Source organism: Dyella sp. NPDC103356 (assembly GCF_055584465.1).
On record NZ_JBVJLZ010000002.1, the window covers coordinates 182,359 to 200,646 of the forward strand.

Below are 18,288 nucleotides of genomic sequence, written 5' to 3' on the forward strand. Positions count from 1 at the left end.
GGATATTTGGATCGAGTTAATCAGTGTGAATCGAATGGCCGTATATCGATATCACGCATTGTTTTAAACAAATCTCTGCCGGGTGCGCCACGGTGCTTGCCGGGCCATTGTCTTTTTGTGCCATGATGCGGCGGCTAGGGGATACCACGTGAGGTGTTGTTCGAAGCATGACCAACAAGGGTGACAGCGCGCCGAATCTCCGGTTGCCACAGTTGGCGGCCGCCGAGCCGCGCACGAATGCCCACGGCTTCGATGCCTTCCTGCGCGAGCATTACCGCAACCTGGTGACTTTTTTGCGGCGCCGCACGGCCAGCGAGCAGGACGCCGAAGACGCCGCACAGGAAAGCATGACCAAGCTGCTGCGCTACCGCGAGTCCGAGCCGTCCTCGGCCTGGAAGCAGTTGCTCTACCGGATCGCGGTCAACGTGGCGCATGACCAGTTCCGGGTTTCTTTGACGCATTACAGCAAAGACCATGTCACGCTGGATGGCCAGGATATCGCCGATACCGAGCATTCGCCGGAAGAGCGCGTGGCCTACCAGCAACAGGTGGCGCGGTTGAGCCAGGCCATCCTGGAGCTGCCGCCCAAGTGCCAACGGGTTTATCTGCTCAAACGTGTGCATGGCCTGAGCCGTGCGCAAATTGCCGATCGCTGCGGTATTTCGGTCAAAATGGTCGAAAAGCACCTCGCTACCGCGCTAGTCCTGTTGAAGCGCAAGGTAGGCGATTCCTCGGCACGCACGTTTGAGTGAACATGGAAGAAAGAATTTCCGACGACCAGCATCCCTCGACGGGCTCGCAGGACGAGGCCGAGCGCTGGTTCGTGCGCCTTTTGGAAGAGGACTGTCCTGACGGCTTGCGCGCGGATTTTGAGCGCTGGCGCGCGGCCGACCCGGCCCATGCCGCGGCCTATCGGGAAGTGGAATACCTGTGGAAGCAAAGCGGTGACGCCGTCCAGGACGCCGCGGTGGCCGCCGCCGCCCGCCGGGCGTTGCACCGCACGCCCTCCGAATCCTGGTTTGCGGGCCGCCGCTGGCTGTTTCCGGCGGTAGGCTTGAGCTTTGCCATCGTGCTGGCCCTGGTCGCCATACCCCGCTTCTCGGCTCCGCCCGAGCCGGCCGGGACCCACTACACCGCCCTCGCCGGACAGCAGCGGACGGTGCAGTTGAGCGATGGCTCGGTCATCCTGCTCAATACCGACACCGAGATTGTCGAGCGCTATGGCACCCAGGCGCGGCGCATCGATCTGTTACATGGCCAGGCGCAGTTCCAGGTGCAGGGCAACAAGGCGTGGCCGTTCGTGGTGCACGCCGAGCACGGTACGGTAACGGCGGTGGGCACGCAGTTTCAGGTGCGTATCGATGGCGACACGACCGGTGTGATCCTGCTCAAGGGCAAGGTCGACGTGGCCACGCAGGCACCCAACGCCTCGCCGCAAACCGTGTCCCTGTTGGCGGGGCAGCAGGTCGCGTTCGACCGTTCGGGGCGTATCGATACCGTGAAGCCGGCCGATACCGAGCTGGCCAAGGGCTGGACGCAGGGCAAGCTGTTCGCGCATGACTGGCGCCTGCCGGATCTGCTAGCGGAAATGAATCGTTATAGCGCCACGCAATTGAGCATTGGCGACCCGTCATTGCGGGACCTGCGAGTCAGCGGGGCATTCCGTACGGGCGATCAGGAGAATTTGATTCTCGCCCTGCAGGCCGGTTGGCAGATCCGTGCCGATCGCAGTAAATCGGGCCAGGTCATATTGCGCAGTACGCGATAAAACCTGCCGCAATTCTCATTTTTCAACCAAAGCGGCCATCGGCCGCTTTTGTTTTTTAATCCAAGGTAGGCGTTTGGTTTTCCCGTCCGTCTTATCCTCATGTGACGCTGAGTGCGCCAATGGCAACGGAGGGCAGGGGGACATTGGCGTAAGGGTTCCAGGGAGTCGCTGGATAGTTTTTTGCGGTGGAGGGGTCGCACTAACGCGACAAAAAAAGCGATCGAGGCATGTGGCCAACATAGGCCGCATTGGTCTCGTTCGTCTCAAAAAATCCAAATGGGAGTTCACTGATGTCGAGCAGTCTTCGTATGTCGGGGTATCGCAAGGCACTGTTGCCGGCGGCGCTGTCGTTGGCCATGTTCACGATGTCGGCGCATGCCGCCGAGTCGTGGGTCGGCACGAACACGCACGCCAGCTTGCAGAACAACAGCAGCACCAAGGTATCCACGCTGGTCATGACGGGTCACCCGACCGTCGATGCCACGCAGATCATGCCGCTGGAAGCGAGCAAGCAGTTGCACGTGATTGTCAGCTTGAACCACCGTAACGCCGACCAGCTGCAGAGCTTCCTGCAGGAAGTGAACCTGCCGGGCAGCCCCAGCTATCACAAGTTCCTGACGCCGGCGCAGTTCAAGGCCAAGTACGCGCCGACCGATGCACAGGTGCAGGCCGTCGTGGCGCATCTGCAGAAGAACGGCTTCACCAACATTGTGGTGTCGCCCAATAGCACGCTGATCGAAGCCGACGGCACGCCGCTGAGCGCGAGCGCCGCCTTCAACACCAGCCTGAAGACCTTCCAGTTCAAGGGCGAGCAGCATTTCGCCAATGACACCGATGTGCAGGTTCCGCAGTCGCTCGGTGGCATCGTGCAGGGCGTGCTCGGTCTGCAGGACGTCAACAAGCCGCATGTGATGTCGCATCGCTTGAGCCCTGACCAGATCAAGACCTTCGCCGCTGCCGGCCAGGTGGGTCACCAGCCGACTGACTTCGCGCAGATCTACAACGCCGGCAGTACGCCGACGGCTTCCAATACCACCGTCGGCATCATTACCTGGGGCGACATGACCCAGACCATCGCCGACCTGAAGACCTTCACCACGGCCCACAGCCTGCCGACCGTCAACACGCTGACCGTCAAGGGCAGCACCGGTACGCTCGCCAACGACGGCGATGACGGCGAATGGGCCCTGGACAGCCAGGACATCATCGGTACCTCCGGTGGCGTCAAGCAGCTGATCTTCTACGCGGCCATCAACGGCGACAGCAACGACAGCGGCCTGACCGATGCCAACATCACCGCTGCGTTCAACAAGGCCGTGACCGACAACGTCGCCAAGGTCATCAACGTGTCGCTGGGTTCGGACGAAACCGCCGCGCACAATGGGGGCACCCAGGCTGCCGACGACCAGGTATTTGCCCAGGCCGCTGCACAGGGCCAGACGTTCTCGATCGCTTCGGGCGATGCGGGCGTGTACCAGTGGTCGACCGATGCCTCGACCGGCTCGCCGGGCTACATCGCCAACTCCAGCGGCACGGTCAAGATCGACCTGACTCATTACAGCGTGAGCGAGCCGGCGACCTCGCCGAACGTCATCGCCGTGGGCGGCACCACCCTCTCCACCACCGGCACCACCGTGTGGGCTGGCGAAACGGTGTGGAACGAAGGCTTGGCACACATCACCTCCAGCGCCAGCTCGAACGAGCGCCTGTGGGCCACCGGCGGCGGCGTGAGCTTGTTCGAAAACGCACCGGCCTGGCAGACCGCCGCGCTCGGTTCGTCGGTGACCAAGCGCCAGGTGCCTGACCTCGCGTTCGATGCGGCGTCCGCCACCGGTGCCATCATCGTCGCCAACGGCCAGTCCGGCCAGCAGTACGGCGGTACCAGCCTGGCCTCGCCGATCTTCGTCGGTATCTGGGCGCGTATTCAGTCGGCCAACAACAACACGTTGGGTCTGCCGGCGCAGGACATGTACACCAACTTCGTCAACGACAGCACCCCGCTGCACGACGTGACCTCGGGTAACAACGGTTACCAGAGCCACGGCTACAACGCGGCTGCCGGCTTCGACAACACCACCGGTTGGGGCAGCCTGGATATCACCAAGTTCAACGCCTATGTGACCCAGTACTTCGGTGGCGGCAGCACGCCGCCCCCGGGTAGCCCGGTGGCGAACTTCTCCGATACCACCAGCGGCCTGACCGCGACCTTCACCAACACCTCGACCGATACCGGCGGCACGATCACCTCGTACGCCTGGACCTTCGGCGATGGCGGCACCTCGACGGTAGCCAGCCCCAGCCATACCTATACGGCGGCCGGCACCTATACGGTCACGCTGAAGGTGACCGACAGCACCGGTGCGACCAACACCAAGACCGGTTCGGTCACGGTGACCAGCTCGGGCAGTGGCGGTTCGACGCAGCTGTTGACCAACAGCGGTTTCGAGAGCTCGGCTTCGCCCTGGACGGTGAGCTCGGGTGCGTATTGCACCAACAGCACCTGCTCGGGTGAAACGGCTCATGGCGGTACCGGCTTCCTGTGGCTGGACGGTTATGGCTCGACCCACACCGATACGGCTTCGCAGAGTGTTGCGATTCCGAGCGGTAAGACCTCGGCCACGCTGTCCTACTACCTGCACATCGACACGGCCGAGACCACCACGTCGACCCAGTACGACAAGCTCACGGTGCAGGTGTTGAACAGCTCGGGCACGGTGCTGGCCACCCTGGCCACGTTCTCGAACCTCAATGCCGCCTCCGGCTACACGGTGCACACGGCCAATCTGACCCCGTACATCGGTCAGACCGTGACCATCAAGTTCACCGGTAAGGAAGATTCGTCGGCGCAGACCTCGTTCGTTCTGGACGATGTCACCCTGACGGTTCAGTAATTAGGATGGCTTGAATGCCGCCGGCGCACAGGGATGCGTGCCGGCCAAGGATGGATTTAAGCCCGGCCCCGATTGGCCGGGCTTTTTTATGGGTCCGCGCCATTCGCCCTGGATTATCTGGTATGGGGTAGGGCGGACGTGAGTCGGCCGCTGTTTTTGCCCCTGAGTCCATGCTCTACTTGGGTTGTTTCGACTCAAGTCATGGCATAGGTTGGTGAACGCGCAAGCAATCCCATGCATTGTTGGCTACGGCTATCCGGCAGGCTCCGCCGCTTGTCGTGCCATGGTGCTATGCGCGTTATAAACGGTCTGCGTGCCCTCCCGATCGCCTTGAGCTACGCCCTGATGCTGGGCGTCCCCTCGGCGGGATATGCCGCGTCCACGCAAACCCGCATTTACACGATTGCCCCCAGCAGTCTGCGCGGTGCGCTGGACACGTTGGCCGCGCAAAGCGATGTAGAAATCGTCTATTCGCCCGAACTGGTAGCCGGCAAGACCACGCAAGGTATCTCGGGCCGTCTGACGACCGATGACGCATTGAGGCAACTGCTGGTCGGTACCGGCTTGAGCTGGAAAGCGGTCAACGAATCCACCATTGTGCTGCAGTTCGCATCCGCGCCGCACCACAATCTGCCGCCGGCCAAGGCCGAAGTCGTCAAGCAGGAAGCGCCGCGCACGCTTGAGGCGTTCAATGTCAGCGGGTCGCTGATCAACAACGCGCAGATCCAGACTGCAACGCCAACCTACAGCATGAGCGCCGAAGCGATCAGCGCGCGCGGCTTCAACAGCGTCGCCGAAGCGTTGCAGAACATTGTTCTGGCGACCGGTTCCGTACAAGGTCCGCAAACTTCGGGCTCATTCACGCAGGGTGCGCAAGCGGTCAGCTTGAACGGCTTCGGTCCCGGTTTCACCTCCATCCTGATCGATGGCAAGCCGATCGCGAGTTTTGGCCGTCTATACGACGGCACCAACAACTTCACCAGTATTTCGAATATCCCTATCTCGATGGTCGAACGCATCGATGTCATGCCCGGTGGCGCATCGTCGATCTATGGATCGCAGGCGGTTGCCGGCGTGATCAATATCATCACGCGGCAGCATATCGACGGCGCGGAAGTATCGGTACGCACTGGTGGCTATACCGGCGGTGGCGGTGCGAGCCAGCGGGTCTCCTTCGGCTATGGCCATGATTTCGACAAGCTCGACGTGCTGGCCATGTTCGAGTTCGACAACAGCCTACCGATCTGGGGCTATCAACGTGCCTTGACCTCGGGCACGCGCGCCAACCCGAGCGGTTCGAGCACGGCCAGCCTGCAGGCGGGCATTCTCGACTACGGTACGCTCGATACGTTTACCGGTCGTGCGCAGGGTTTTCTCGATCCACCGGCGGGCTGTGCTGGCAACCTGTTCGGTGGCAGCAATATGCTGGCGAGCCACAACGGCAACGCAGGTCATTATTGCGGTTCGACCGATTTGAATGGCTATACGACCTACAGCAACAAGAGCCGCAGTTACGACGGCATGCTCAAGCTCAAATACGACGTCAGCCCGACGTTGCGTCTGTATGGCGACGTGCTGCTCGATTGGCAGGAACAGAAGTGGTTTACCGGCGTCGACGGCTGGTTTCCCGATGACTTGCCGGGTGGTGCAATCGAGGATGCCGATACCGGGCATATCCTGTATCCGGAAAAGATCTATGCACCGGAAGAAATGCCGCACGGCGCCACCGGCCAGATGGTTCGTCAGCAAGACTTGATGTACCAGGCGGATATCGGCGCGAATGGTCAATTCGGCGAATCGAATTGGGATTGGGATATTTACTACCTGCGTTCAAGCGACCGCACCCAGATCGTCGAGCGCCTGGGTATCGCTTCGCGCGTCGACAGTTTTTTTGACAACCTGCTCAATCCCGTGGGTGTCGATCCTGACACGGGTTTTGGTTTGTATCGTCCCAACTACCCGGCATTTTTTGCGCCGTTGACACCGGCGCAATATGCGAGCTTTACCCAGGGCGTTGGCGAATTCAGCAAAACCTGGGTCAACGATACGCGTGTCACCATCAGCAATACCCGCTTGTTCCCTCTGCCCGGCGGCGATGCCGGCTTTGCCGTGTTGGCCGAGGGTGGCAATGAGGCATGGTACGAGCCGGTCAATCCACTGTTCGCCGATGATGAAATTTTCGAGCATGCCGCGACCGGCGGTGGTGGCAGGCGTTCGCATAGCGCCGCCGCGTTCGAATTGAACTTGCCGATGTTCCGGCAACTCACCGTCGATCTTTCGGGGCGTTACGATTACTACTCGTCGGACGACGCGGCGAGCAATAGCAAATTCACCTACAAGGCTGGCGTCGAATATCGTCCGTTCGATAGCCTGTTGTTGCGTGGCAACTACACCACCGCATTCAAGGCGCCCGATCTCTCGGCCATCTATCTGGGGCCATCCAACTATTACACCCAGGTCACCGATTACTATCGCTGCGCGCTTGCCGGCAGCCAGAGCTGCGATCGATTTACTACCGACGTGATGGGGCAGTCGCGCGCCAATCGTAACTTGCAGCCGACGACGGCGCAGAGCTGGAGCGCGGGTGCGGTATGGTCGCCGATCGAGCGTTTCAGCCTAAGCATGGATTATCTGCATACGGCGGTGAAGGACGAGGTGATTGCGCAGGACACCGATATTCTCGTGCGGCAGGATGCCCAGTGCCTGCTCGGCCAGCTCGACAACAATTCGGCACAATGCCAGGCCATTACCAATCCGGTCGATGGCCAGGTTCAGCGCGGCGTCTTGAACGCTGCTCTACGCAACGCCGTGAGCATGTTGGCGGCGCCGCCGATCACCGGCATCACGACCTACTACGCCAACCTTGCCAACGAAGTCGTCGATTCGGTGGTGGCAACGGGGCGTTATCAATTCGCGCCTACATCCTGGGGCAAGCTCGACGTACAGCTGGCCTATAGCGACATGCTCAAGCACGACTATCAACTTGCTCCGGGGCAGCTCCCCATCGATGAGTTGACCAATCCCTTGTACAACGCCGGATTCAAAAGCATCGTCAACGGCACGCTGAGTTGGGTCAGTGTGGACAATCGCTGGAAAAGCACCTTGTATGGGCGGCGTTACGGGGCGACACCGAACTTCAAGGCACAAAACAGCGGAGCGAACGCAAACGGCGCCAGCCGTCTGCATCCGTGGATCACTTTCAACTGGACGCTGGCCTACGAACCGACCGACGATCTGTCGTTATCGCTATTGGTCAACAACATCGCCAACAAGATGCCACCCAAGGATCGCAGCGATACGACGTATCCGTATTTCGACGTCGAGGATTACAACGTGTACGGGCGCGAGGTCCTGTTGCAGGCGACCTACCGGTTTGCCCGAGGCAACCATTAGCGGCGAAAACGCCCTGTCTTTTCCATGTCATGAGCTCCGCTTCACGCGTGCACCGATAGTGTCGATCCTGCGTGAGGTCTTTCAGGATGCGAAAGTTCATTCGATTGGTGGGTCGTACCTTTCATGTCGCCATCGACGGTTTCGCCGACGATGAGCTGATGACGCGTGCCTCGGCGTTGGCGTTCTGGTCGGCACTCTCGTTCGCACCGATTCTGGTATTGACCTTATGGAGCCTGTCGGTACTGCAGCCGTCCTCGCAGGATCAACTGGTCGCCATGCTGGCCGGCGTGCTGGGCAAGGAAGGCGCTGGTGCGATCAAACTGGTCATGGACAATGCAAAGCAGCAGCCGCGGCTGGGTAATATCCTTGGCTTGATCGGTATTGGTGTGACGGTCTTCAGCGCATCGACGGTGTTCGCGCAATTGCAGTCGACCCTGAATCGTATTTTTGGCGTGCAGATCAAAGGCGGCACCCGCGAGGCGGTACTTAGTTGGCTGAGCATGCGTGCGCGTGCGATCGGTTTGCTGATAGGTATCTTCTTTTTGTTGATCGTTTCTTTCGTCGTCACGGCCATCATCCAGACCTTGCTGCCGGGCGACACGCTGGCCTGGCAGTCAATCGAGATCTGCGCCTCGCTGGTGGTGTTCGTACTGGCTTTTGGCGCCATGTACAAAGTGCTGCCCGATGCGAGCATTCCGTGGAAGGATGCTGCACGTGGCGCTGTGCTGACAGCGGTGTTGTTCGTTGCCGGCCAGTTTGTCATCGGGCTTTATCTGGATCGAGCCAAAGTCGGCGGCGCCTACGGGCCGGCCGGCGCCGTTGTAGTGCTGTTGACCTGGATGTACTACGCCTCGGTGATCGTGCTGCTTGGCGCCGAGCTGACCCATGGCCTGGCCGTGGCACGAGGGACGCACATCGAGCCGAATCGCTATGCGGAGCGCATCGACGAACCGGAGGATCGGTTGCCTACCCATGGTGACAACAAGGATGTCGATCGGCCGACGTAGCGAAGCGTCAAACTCAGTTGGGTAAACATGGCGGCCCTTCGCAATCCGGTTTTGTCGCGTGGGCTCGTCCTGCCACGAGAACGGCCGATAAAACGATAACGAAGCGGTGGAGTGTCTTCATGAATTGATGGCCTTGATTCGGCTGGTCATGTTTGTGTATGGACAACCGTTTTACCTGGAATTATGACGATTTTTTGTCAGTGCATTTTGAGTTGAGTTTTATGCTTGTGCTGAAAACGATTTCGCGCTTAAAACAGTTCATTGGGCGCATCAACAAAATATTGCGAATCAAAAAATGTTATCTGGTTGGCCTTCTGTGTGAGCTAAATTTCGCCGATGAATGGTTGCCGTAATGTTTATTATCTATATTCATGGGAGGGGGTAATTAATCATGAGGGATAGTGATGAAACTTCGTTTCCTTTCGTTAGGATTAGTGGGGGCTTTGGCGCTGTGTTCGGCGGCTTCGCAGGCGCAGGATACGGGGGAGATCGCCGGCTTCTCGAAAACGGCCACGTATCCGTGCAACAACGCGCAGTTCTTGCAGGATCAGCAAAACTTCGAGAATGGTGAAATCTCCGCGGATCAGTTCGTTGACGTTTGCGGCGTCGTCACCGCGGTGCTTCCCGCCAAGCACACCCGCAGCGGCAATCACGGTTATTTCTACGTGCAGGTTGCCCAGGGTGTGACGATCGAAATCGTTTCCGACCTGGACCAGATGAACGCGCCGAAGTGGCCGTGGGTCATGGTGGGCGACAACACCTATGTGCAGGGTCGCTACTACTACGATAACGACTCGAGCCAGGGTATCGACTGGACCCATCACGGCACCAGCAGCTCCTGGCCGCATGCCGGTTACGTGGTCGTGAACGGTACCAAGTACCAGTAAGCGTTCGGTCGAACCGCAAGGCGCCTGGGCTGTCTTGCGGTTCGACCACGATTCGTTGCCGATCGAAGTATGGATACCGCGGACTCGCTACGGTGCTGCCTTTCGGGCTGACCGCGCGGGTGCTGCATGCTGTCGATGGTTGCGTTGAGTCGGGTATCCGCGCTTCTGGTGGGGACTGCCGTTGCTCCGATGGATACGACGTATCTGGCGTTGCCGCATGCATCCGGCCAGCACGTGGCGTTGCATTGCATGGCGCCTGCGAAGCCGACCGGGCGGGGCGTACTTTTTATTCATGGTTCGAGTTTCCCGACCGGGCTCGCCGCAGGATTCGAATTCGCGCCCGGCGATTCGTGGATGCATTTCATGGCCGAGCGGGGTTTTCTGGCCTGCGGCCTGGATTTCCTGGGCTTTGGCGCATCGAGTCGTCCGCCGGCGATGCTGGATGTGGCCGAACATGCGCAGCCGGTCTTGCGAGCACAGGAAGCTGCGGACGATATAGCGCTTGCTGTCGCGCACATGAAAAGCGCCCGTGGCGTGCGCGAGCTTCATGTCATTGCGCATTCCTGGGGCACGATTCCCGCTGCGACGTACGCTGCGCAACACGTGACAGCGCTGAAGTCGCTGACCCTTTTCGGCCCGGTCGTTCCCGTGGCATCGCCCGAGAAAGAGGGGGGCCATGGGGCCTGGTTTTCGTTGACGGCGCAGCAGCGGCTGGCACAGCTGCGATTTGCCGACGTGGTTCCCAAGGACAAGCGCTTGCTTGAAGCGGCGATCGAACAGCGCTGGGCCGCGGCCTATGCGGCGTCGAGCCCGCACGTGCCAGGCGACGAGTCGGACCTGATACGTATCCCGGAAGGCCCCAATGTGGATATCGCAGCGGCCGTGCGCGGCGTCTATCCTTACACGGCCGCCGACATCGATGTACCCGTATTCGTGGTGTATGGGAACTACGATGTCATCGTCGATGACGCCGGTGCGTCGTCATTCCTGGCGCGGTTTACCGCAAGCCCGATGAAGTGGCAGTTGCGCATCGACGATGGCACGCATGTGATGCATCTCGAACACAACCGTCGTTCCCTGTATGAAAGCGTCAATGCGTTTATCCAGGCGGCAGAAGCCGTGCCGCCGTGAACGAACCTGCGAGGTAGCCGCCATGGATATCGAAGATCACGAGACCGGCCTGGCCCGCGTCGCATCGGCGATTGCCGAGCCAGCGCGCAGCCGCATGCTTTGCTGTCTGATGGACGGTTGTGCGCGTACGAGCACCGAGCTTGCCGTCGTCGCGGGCGTCGGGGCACCGACGGCGAGCGCGCATCTGCAGCGAATGAGGCAGCTAGGACTGGTCGAGGTATGGGTGCAGGGGCGCCATCGTTACTATCGGTTGGCCAATCATGACGTGGCCCAGGCGCTGGAGGCCTTGATGGTGGTGGCCGCTCCGACAACCCGGCGTTTCGTGCCATCGACGCCTGCGCCGCTGCGCATGGCGCGTACTTGTTACGACCATCTGGCCGGAACCTTGGGCGTAGCGTGGCATGACCGCTTGCTGGCGATGGCCTGGGTCGCTCCCGGCGCGGATGCGACCGACTATGTACTTACCGATCTGGGCGTACGCAAGGTAGCCGAGCTCGGCATGGACTCGGAGCTATCGCCACGCCGCCGCTTCGCTTACCCATGCTTGGACTGGAGCATGCGTCGTCCGCACGTGGGTGGCGCCTTGGGTGCCGCGCTGCTCGAGCTCGGGATCAGGCGCGGCTGGCTGCAGCGACAACTCGACAGCCGCGCATTGACGGTAACGAACAAGGGGCGGCGCGAACTGGAGTCGATCTTTGGAATAACACAGTTGGCGGTTACGCCGGCGTAGCGCGTCGCTTAACGGGATCTCACTTGGGGCGACGTATGGCTCGGAGTTTGCTGTTGACGCCGTCGCCGCAGAAGAACCGGTCCGCGCCATCGGATTCGACGCCGGATACACCGATGCCGGCCGGCATCTCCAGGATGTCGAGCGTTTCGCCGGTGAGCGGGTCGATGCGCCTTACGTCACTCTGATCATCCTCCCAACTGCCATGCCAAAGCTCGCCGTCGACCCAGGTGACGCCGGTGACGAAGCGATTGGATTGAACCGTGCGAAGGATCGCGCCGGTTTGCGGATCGATCTGATGGATCTTGCGCTCCCGATACTGCCCCACCCACAGCGTGCCTTCGGCCCATGCGAGTCCCGAGTCGGCGCCACCGCCCGGTGCCGGAATGGTGGTCAGTACGCGACCGGTGGCGGGGTCGATCTTCTGGATGCGGTCTTCGGCGATCTGAAACAGATGCTCGCCATCGAAGGCGGTGCCCGCGTGCGCGGGAACATCGATCGAGCGCAGGGTCTTTCCACTGGCCGGATCCATGGCTTTCAAGCTGTCGCCAGTAGCAAACCACACGTGCTGACCGTCATAGGTCACGCCGTGCACGCGCTCGACACCCGGGAAGGGGCCGTATTCCTGGATGATGTTGGCTGGCGATCGTTTCATGGGTGTCTCGAGAACCTTTGGATGTGAGGGGGCTTTGAAGAGCAGGCTTAGTGTGCAAATGCGATTTCAGGGAACTTCCAAAAACCTCAATCTCCCCTATCGTCATCCCGGCGTAGGCCGGGACCCAGTGGCTTTGTGATCGGTTATCGCGAGAGCCAACAAGCATCTGCTCTATCGCGAAAACCGGAAACCGACGTCACTGGGTCCCGGCCTGCGCCGGGATGACGACTAGGAAGGCTTGCAGTCATTCCTACCAAGTGGCAGGTAATTCGAGCCGTCCTGCATGTCGCCATCCTAGTCGCCCGGTAGCGGAGCCGGGAGTAACAAGGTCGTCGCGAATCCTGGCAGGGGTGGCGTCATCCATCGGCGTGCACGTCCGTGGCCGAACGACTGCACTTTGCCGGCTGCGGCCAGCGTATCGAGCGCTCGCTGCACCGTGCGCTGGCTGGCGCCGAGCGCGAGCGCCAGAGCCGAGCTCGACCAGGACTCGCCGTCAGCAAGGAAAGCGAGCACGGCGGCGTGTTTTTCCTCGACCGGTCGCGCCAGTAAGACAACGTCGCGTGCATGCCGCGGTGCCAGTGCAAATCCGCGCTTTGTCGCGTTGATATCGGCCAGTGGCTCCAGCATGCCGCGAAGCCTTCCGATTTCGACACGCAAGCGTACGCGATGCGTTTCATCGATGAGTTTTGCGCGAAAGGCCTGCTCAATAAGCGTCTCCCGCGACACGTCACCCGGCCACGCTTCGCCCAGCATCCGGGCCAGCGCGAATAACACCGGGCGCGTGGCGAGCGACACCACGTTATGCGCATCGCGCACGATATAGCGGCATGCATCGACGACAAACGCTTTTGACGCCAGCAGGGTCTCGACCTCGTCGAGTAGTACGAGCCGCTGTTCGCCATCTACGATCAGGCGCGCGGCGGGCGTATTCAGAACCAGTCGAGCGCTATCGACCTCTGCCGCCAGCGCGGGAATGCCGGCGCGATGCGCGGCATGCGCCGCCCGATCGAGCGCGGCACGCGCGGCTTGAGCCTGCACGCGTCGCATGGCGATACCTGCCAGGACCAGTTCGTGCGCGGCCATCAACGCGGGCGGGAAGGGCGTCGTATCCAGGCCGGCGAGCACGCGCTCGACTTCGTCGAGTTGGCCGATCAGCAAAAGGCGCCGCACCTGAAGATACTGCGCATGTGCGGCATTGACCCGATCGCCATGCTGTTCGAGTGTCACCCGCGCGGCATCGAGGGTTTTCGCCGGCCAGCCCAGCTCACGTGAAGCCAGTGCAATCTCCGCCTCGGCCACGACACATCGTGCGCGGGCCACGGGCTCTTTCGGGCCGAATGCGCGCGCGGCGCTACGCAGGAGTGTCTTCGCACGCGTGAGATCGCCCAGCTGCGCCATCGCGATGCCGCGCAGCGCGAGTGCCGGCGCATCGTCGCGCAGGGCAACGCGGTTCAGTGCGCCCAGCGGATCACCCGAGGCCAGCGCGCGCGCCGCGGCCGTGATCAGCGAGTCCATCGGAATCCCGACACACTTGTCACTCCCACTGTTCGATTGCCCGGGTTCAGTCTATCTCACGACAACCACCGCATTACACCGAGGAGAGCGCTATGAAGACACATACGACCGGGACGCGTGAAGAATGGCTGGCGGCGCGACTGGAGCTGCTTGATGCCGAAAAGGAGCTTACGCGCCGCAACGACGCATTGGCGCAGCAGCGGCAGGCGTTGCCGTGGGTGCGCATCGACAAGTCCTACCGATTCGAGACCGATCAAGGCGGCGCCTCGCTGGCGGACTTGTTCGGCGGCCGCTCGCAGCTCATCGTGTATCACTTCATGTTCGGCCCCGACTACAAGGCCGGCTGCCCGTCGTGTTCGTCGATTGCCGATAGCTTCAACGGCATCGTGACGCACTTGCAGCATCACGATGTCGCGTTCTGGACGATGTCGCGGGCGCCCTTGGAAAAATTGCAGGCCTACAAGAAGCGCATGGGATGGACATTTCCCTGGGCCTCGTCGAGCAGCGGCGATTTCAACTTCGACTTCAATGTCTCTTTCACCGAACAGCAGCAGCGCGACGGCCAGATCGAATACAACTACCAGCGCGGCGGGCACGCGATGGATGCCGCACCGGTGCCCGAACCGGTCGTGCAGTTCGCCGATACCTGCGGCACCGATCCAAGCACCTATGCACGCGACCGCCCCGGCATAAGCACCTTCGTGATGGAGGACGGCGTCATCTATCACACGTATTCGACGTATGCGCGCGGTGTCGATGGTATCTGGGGCATGTATCAATGGCTCGACCGGGCACCCAAGGGCCGCAACGAAACAGGTGTCTGGTGGCGACGCCATGATGAGTACGACAAGGGTTGATCCGGGATGTCTACCTGGCGTCGTGAGGGTATGTTCTATGTGGCGTGCACGCTGCTCTTTGTCGGTAGCGTCATTGTAACGACGCTCTGGTGCAGGGCCATGTCGGGTATGGGCGGCATGCCCATGCCCGGCCACTGGCTATTGTCGATGGCGTGGATGCCCATGGATGGGCAGACGTGGCTCGACCTCGCGGTATCGTTCCTTGGCATGTGGACGGTGATGATGGTGGCGATGATGCTGCCGTCATTATTTCCCGTGCTGCGACATTATCGTCATGCCATCACAAAGACGGGTCTTTCGCACGTCGGCCGTCTCACCGTAAGCGTGGGTACGGGATATTTCTTCGTTTGGGCTGTTTTAGGCATGGTGATCTTTCCGCTAGGGGCCGGGTTTTCGGCACTGGCGATGCAATGGCCGGCGCTTGCGCGTGCCGTGCCGGTCATGATCGGCGTCGTCGTGGTGATCGCCGGTGCGCTTCAGTTCACGGCATGGAAAGCGCGTCAATGGGTGTGTTGCCGTCCATGGCCTATGCATGGTTGCAGTCTGCCAACTAATAACGTCAATGCCTGGCGTTATGGTGTACGGCGCGGCCTTCATTGCAGTTATTGCTGTGCCGGAATGACGGCAATACTTATCGTCAATGGTGTGATGGATCTGGGCGTGATGGGAATCGTCACGGTCGCTATTACGGTTGAACGCCTCTCGCCTTCGAGCACGCTGCCGCGGGCCATCGGGATCATCGTTATCACGGTGGGTATAGGAATGATCGCGCAGGCTTTTCCATTAACCCATTAATAGGCCTTTGGTTGTAGGAAAGCGCCGATAGACTTTTGCCGCTTTATGGGCGCAAAATCCTGCGCATTAAAGTCCTTCGTTATGCCTGCATCTGGATGTCGTCCACACAGAAATGGCATCCGTGATGCGAAAGGCGCTTAAAGGGTAAACAGATAACCAGTGCGTGGCGGCAACCTTCATGTCGCTCGACGCATCGTTGCGTGCTGATCGTCCGGTATCAAGAAACGCTCTTTTGACCAAGGGTGACGGGAAACTGTGCTTCCTAGCTGCGTGGCGTGGCCTTTTGTGGCGCCAGTTCCTTCGAGGCCAGTGCTCCGTTCGCGTGAGTTCTGAAATCCAACTCGTCGTTTCGGAGGATGCAATGTCCATTATCGAAATTCAGATACGTAGCGATCGATTCGGTGAAATTATTCGAGGCGAAATTAATAGCCAGGTTCTTGCTGCGCCAACCTTGACTCAATTGGACAGTATCGATTTGCCCGCCGGCATTGCGCCGGGTCTTATTGAGCTCAAAGGCAAGTTCCTGGAAAAGATCGAATGTGCCAGTTGTTCCTTCGATAGTTGGGATATGGATACTTCGGTCATTTTCAGAGGGACGTTGACCGTCCGGTATCACAACTCGCTAGCCGATATTCGTGCCGCGGGGAGCCTTCAGCCGGCTATGACGGCTGCGGCGGAGCTTCCCTTCAAGATCACACTCAAGATGCGCTTTGACCTATCGACGGGTCTGCCGCCTGCATTGACCTACGACCTGAAGGTGTATGAGTATTTTTCAGTGCAAACGGGGACTTTTGCACTGGATATTCCCAGCGATATCAAAGTGAAGTGTGCATCCATCGTGGGGAACGAACAGGTTGTAGCCATCCGATTCGGAACGGAACAAACCGATGCCGTTTTAGACGCGCCGGTGGATCACCTCAATGGCGATGAATGGAATCAAACAATTCCCGGGGCATTCATCGCGGAAACAGTGCGAGGCATTCTTGACCAGTCGCTGGATACGGCAGTCGTACCGCCGCCTCCGCCCGATCCGAACAAGCCCTGGCTGCCGCAACCCAAGCCGCAGGAGTTGCGAAAGGACGAAGCAGCGAGAGCCGTGTGGGTTCCGACGCTCCCCGCCGTTGTAGGTACGGGCAACATCATTGCCGTTGATGCGTGCCCGCTCTTGAGCGTGGACATATCCATCGAGTTGAGCTTGACGGTGAGCTTCCAGTTTCTGGGGCCCGATACTCTCAAGTCGATAGCTGTACTGACCTGGGATGCAGATTCCACCTGGTGCGATGTCTTGGCGACATTAGCTCTGGGCATACCGTTCGGTATCGGTTTTCACATCGGTGCCGAGTCTGGCGTCTCCGATGCGGTGCTCGGCAGGTCGCCGTCTCCAGGGGATGGGTTCGAGGAGGTCGGTCATACGGACGACTCCATCACGTTCGAGCGCGTCGCGTGGGCGCCGTCGTCACCTTCAAGAGCATTCGTGCAGACCCGCGCCGAAGTCACGGCCGCCGGATTTGTCATGGGCGGGACCGTGAGGCCCAAGGTAGCTCCTTTACTTGCTGGCGAGATGATCCAGGCGACGTCTGGCTTTCACATCAATTGCAACCTGAGAGCCGTGTCGATGGTCTTCAATCCGGCTCAGGTCGTTCTGCGGAACGCAGCATCCGGGTACGCAGGTGGGCCACCTCGCGTGTTCCTTGACCATACGATCTTCGATCCCGCGAATGCATGGACGGTCGACACCGACAAGGTGAACATGTCCGATCCACTTTCGACATCGCCGCAAACAGTCCTTACTTTTGTCGACCCTCCGACTGGCCGCCTGGCAGCGGGAACTGCGACATCGGTGTTTCTTTTTACCGATTACGGTGTTCGATGGGTCGACCTGAAAACCATTCCGGTCGTGCCCGCATCGCCACCGCCAACGGCCAGGCGGCTGATGGATAGTTACTGTGATTCCATACGCAATCCATGGGCGCATGGCGTAACGCATCTTAGCTGGGACGATCCTCTGGTTGATCCTGACTACGATCATGAGCTCGCTTTCGACCCGCTTCGCTTGTGGATGGTCGGCCTGCGCAAGCTCCCTGAGCGAGCGCGAATTGATTTCCTGGCGATCGGTCCGCACGGACGCGAGCGATTGCTTGGGACGATCCAGGAACAACAGAACGCTGCGCTCGAGATTGTTACCGAGGCCAATGAAACCCTGGCTATTCGCCCGCATGCGCCTTTCTCGGCTCCTTCGCCGACGCTGACGCGAAGCTGGGTCTATCCGCTTGCCGCTCGTGCATTCAAGACAGAAGCCATAGCGATCGCTTCGACAGGCGGACTGCTTGGCGCGCTGGCGCCGGACGGGAGCGTGCAGGTACTTCAGACCCGAGAGCTAGGTCTGAACGTGCCGGATGATAGCCGCGCGGCACAAGGCTCGGAAGCGCAACGCGCGCGCATGATGAACGCGCTCTCTCGTCAGAAGGCTCGGGGCGCCATGACTTGGTCGACAGTGGCGCGGATCGACAAACGATCTGTGGCTTTGATTCACCGCGGTCAACTGGTGCTTGGAATGCTAGGTGAGCTACGGAAAGTGCAGTAGGGGTCTGGTCCCCCTTTCTCGACGGCCAGACGTTCGCGTAGCGTGTCGGTTTGAACGTGCAGCGTCCAAGCACTGGCC

Annotated in this window: 13 protein-coding genes; 11 read left to right on the forward strand and 2 right to left on the reverse strand. The window is 60.3% G+C overall.

Going from position 1 to position 18,288, the window contains the following annotated elements:
- The first annotated feature begins 167 nt into the window (after window positions 1-167).
- From ACZ6WW_RS04315 to ACZ6WW_RS04350, 8 genes are all read left to right on the forward strand, one after another.
- Complete coding sequence (locus ACZ6WW_RS04315; RefSeq protein WP_465273125.1) at window positions 168-752, forward strand: RNA polymerase sigma factor; 585 nt, start codon at window positions 168-170, stop codon at window positions 750-752.
- A 2-nt stretch (window positions 753-754) separates the two neighbouring features.
- A complete protein-coding gene (locus tag ACZ6WW_RS04320) occupies window positions 755-1,768 on the forward strand; it encodes a FecR family protein (protein ID WP_465273126.1) in 1,014 nt (337 codons plus the stop codon).
- A gap of 290 nt (window positions 1,769-2,058) precedes the next feature.
- Window positions 2,059-4,659 carry a protease pro-enzyme activation domain-containing protein gene (locus ACZ6WW_RS04325; RefSeq protein ID WP_465273127.1) on the forward strand — a complete coding sequence of 867 codons (2,601 nt, stop codon included), beginning with the start codon at window positions 2,059-2,061 and terminating at the stop codon, window positions 4,657-4,659.
- A gap of 291 nt (window positions 4,660-4,950) precedes the next feature.
- Window positions 4,951-8,052 (forward strand): TonB-dependent receptor, encoded by a 3,102-nt coding sequence (locus ACZ6WW_RS04330; protein ID WP_465273128.1) that lies wholly within the window; start codon window positions 4,951-4,953, stop codon window positions 8,050-8,052.
- Between the two features lie 86 nt (window positions 8,053-8,138).
- Window positions 8,139-9,059: a YihY/virulence factor BrkB family protein gene (locus ACZ6WW_RS04335; RefSeq protein WP_465273129.1), complete on the forward strand. Its 921-nt coding sequence runs from the start codon at window positions 8,139-8,141 to the stop codon at window positions 9,057-9,059.
- Between the two features lie 404 nt (window positions 9,060-9,463).
- Window positions 9,464-9,946: a DUF3465 domain-containing protein gene (locus ACZ6WW_RS04340; RefSeq protein WP_465273130.1), complete on the forward strand. Its 483-nt coding sequence runs from the start codon at window positions 9,464-9,466 to the stop codon at window positions 9,944-9,946.
- Window positions 9,947-10,072: 126 nt separating this feature from the next.
- Window positions 10,073-11,077, forward strand: coding sequence for an alpha/beta fold hydrolase (locus ACZ6WW_RS04345; RefSeq protein ID WP_465273131.1), 1,005 nt, complete (start codon window positions 10,073-10,075; stop codon window positions 11,075-11,077).
- A gap of 22 nt (window positions 11,078-11,099) precedes the next feature.
- On the forward strand, window positions 11,100-11,807 hold the full coding sequence (locus tag ACZ6WW_RS04350) for an ArsR/SmtB family transcription factor (RefSeq protein WP_465273132.1): 708 nt from the start codon (window positions 11,100-11,102) through the stop codon (window positions 11,805-11,807).
- Between the two features lie 19 nt (window positions 11,808-11,826).
- On the opposite strand, the gene ACZ6WW_RS04355 is transcribed toward ACZ6WW_RS04350, so the two are convergent.
- Window positions 11,827-12,459, reverse strand: a complete 633-nt coding sequence (locus tag ACZ6WW_RS04355; RefSeq protein ID WP_465273133.1) for a Vgb family protein — start codon at window positions 12,457-12,459, stop codon at window positions 11,827-11,829.
- A 294-nt stretch (window positions 12,460-12,753) separates the two neighbouring features.
- Window positions 12,754-13,974 (reverse strand): helix-turn-helix domain-containing protein, encoded by a 1,221-nt coding sequence (locus tag ACZ6WW_RS04360; protein WP_465273134.1) that lies wholly within the window; start codon window positions 13,972-13,974, stop codon window positions 12,754-12,756.
- A gap of 92 nt (window positions 13,975-14,066) precedes the next feature.
- Between ACZ6WW_RS04360 and ACZ6WW_RS04365 the strand changes: the two genes are divergently transcribed.
- The 3 genes from ACZ6WW_RS04365 to ACZ6WW_RS04375 all read left to right on the forward strand — a co-directional run bounded on the left by ACZ6WW_RS04365 (window position 14,067) and on the right by ACZ6WW_RS04375 (window position 18,210).
- Window positions 14,067-14,831 (forward strand): DUF899 domain-containing protein, encoded by a 765-nt coding sequence (locus ACZ6WW_RS04365; protein WP_465273135.1) that lies wholly within the window; start codon window positions 14,067-14,069, stop codon window positions 14,829-14,831.
- Window positions 14,832-14,837: 6 nt separating this feature from the next.
- Window positions 14,838-15,626, forward strand: coding sequence for a DUF2182 domain-containing protein (locus ACZ6WW_RS04370; protein ID WP_465273136.1), 789 nt, complete (start codon window positions 14,838-14,840; stop codon window positions 15,624-15,626).
- A gap of 361 nt (window positions 15,627-15,987) precedes the next feature.
- On the forward strand, window positions 15,988-18,210 hold the full coding sequence (locus ACZ6WW_RS04375) for a hypothetical protein (protein ID WP_465273137.1): 2,223 nt from the start codon (window positions 15,988-15,990) through the stop codon (window positions 18,208-18,210).
- Window positions 18,211-18,288: the final 78 nt, after the last annotated feature.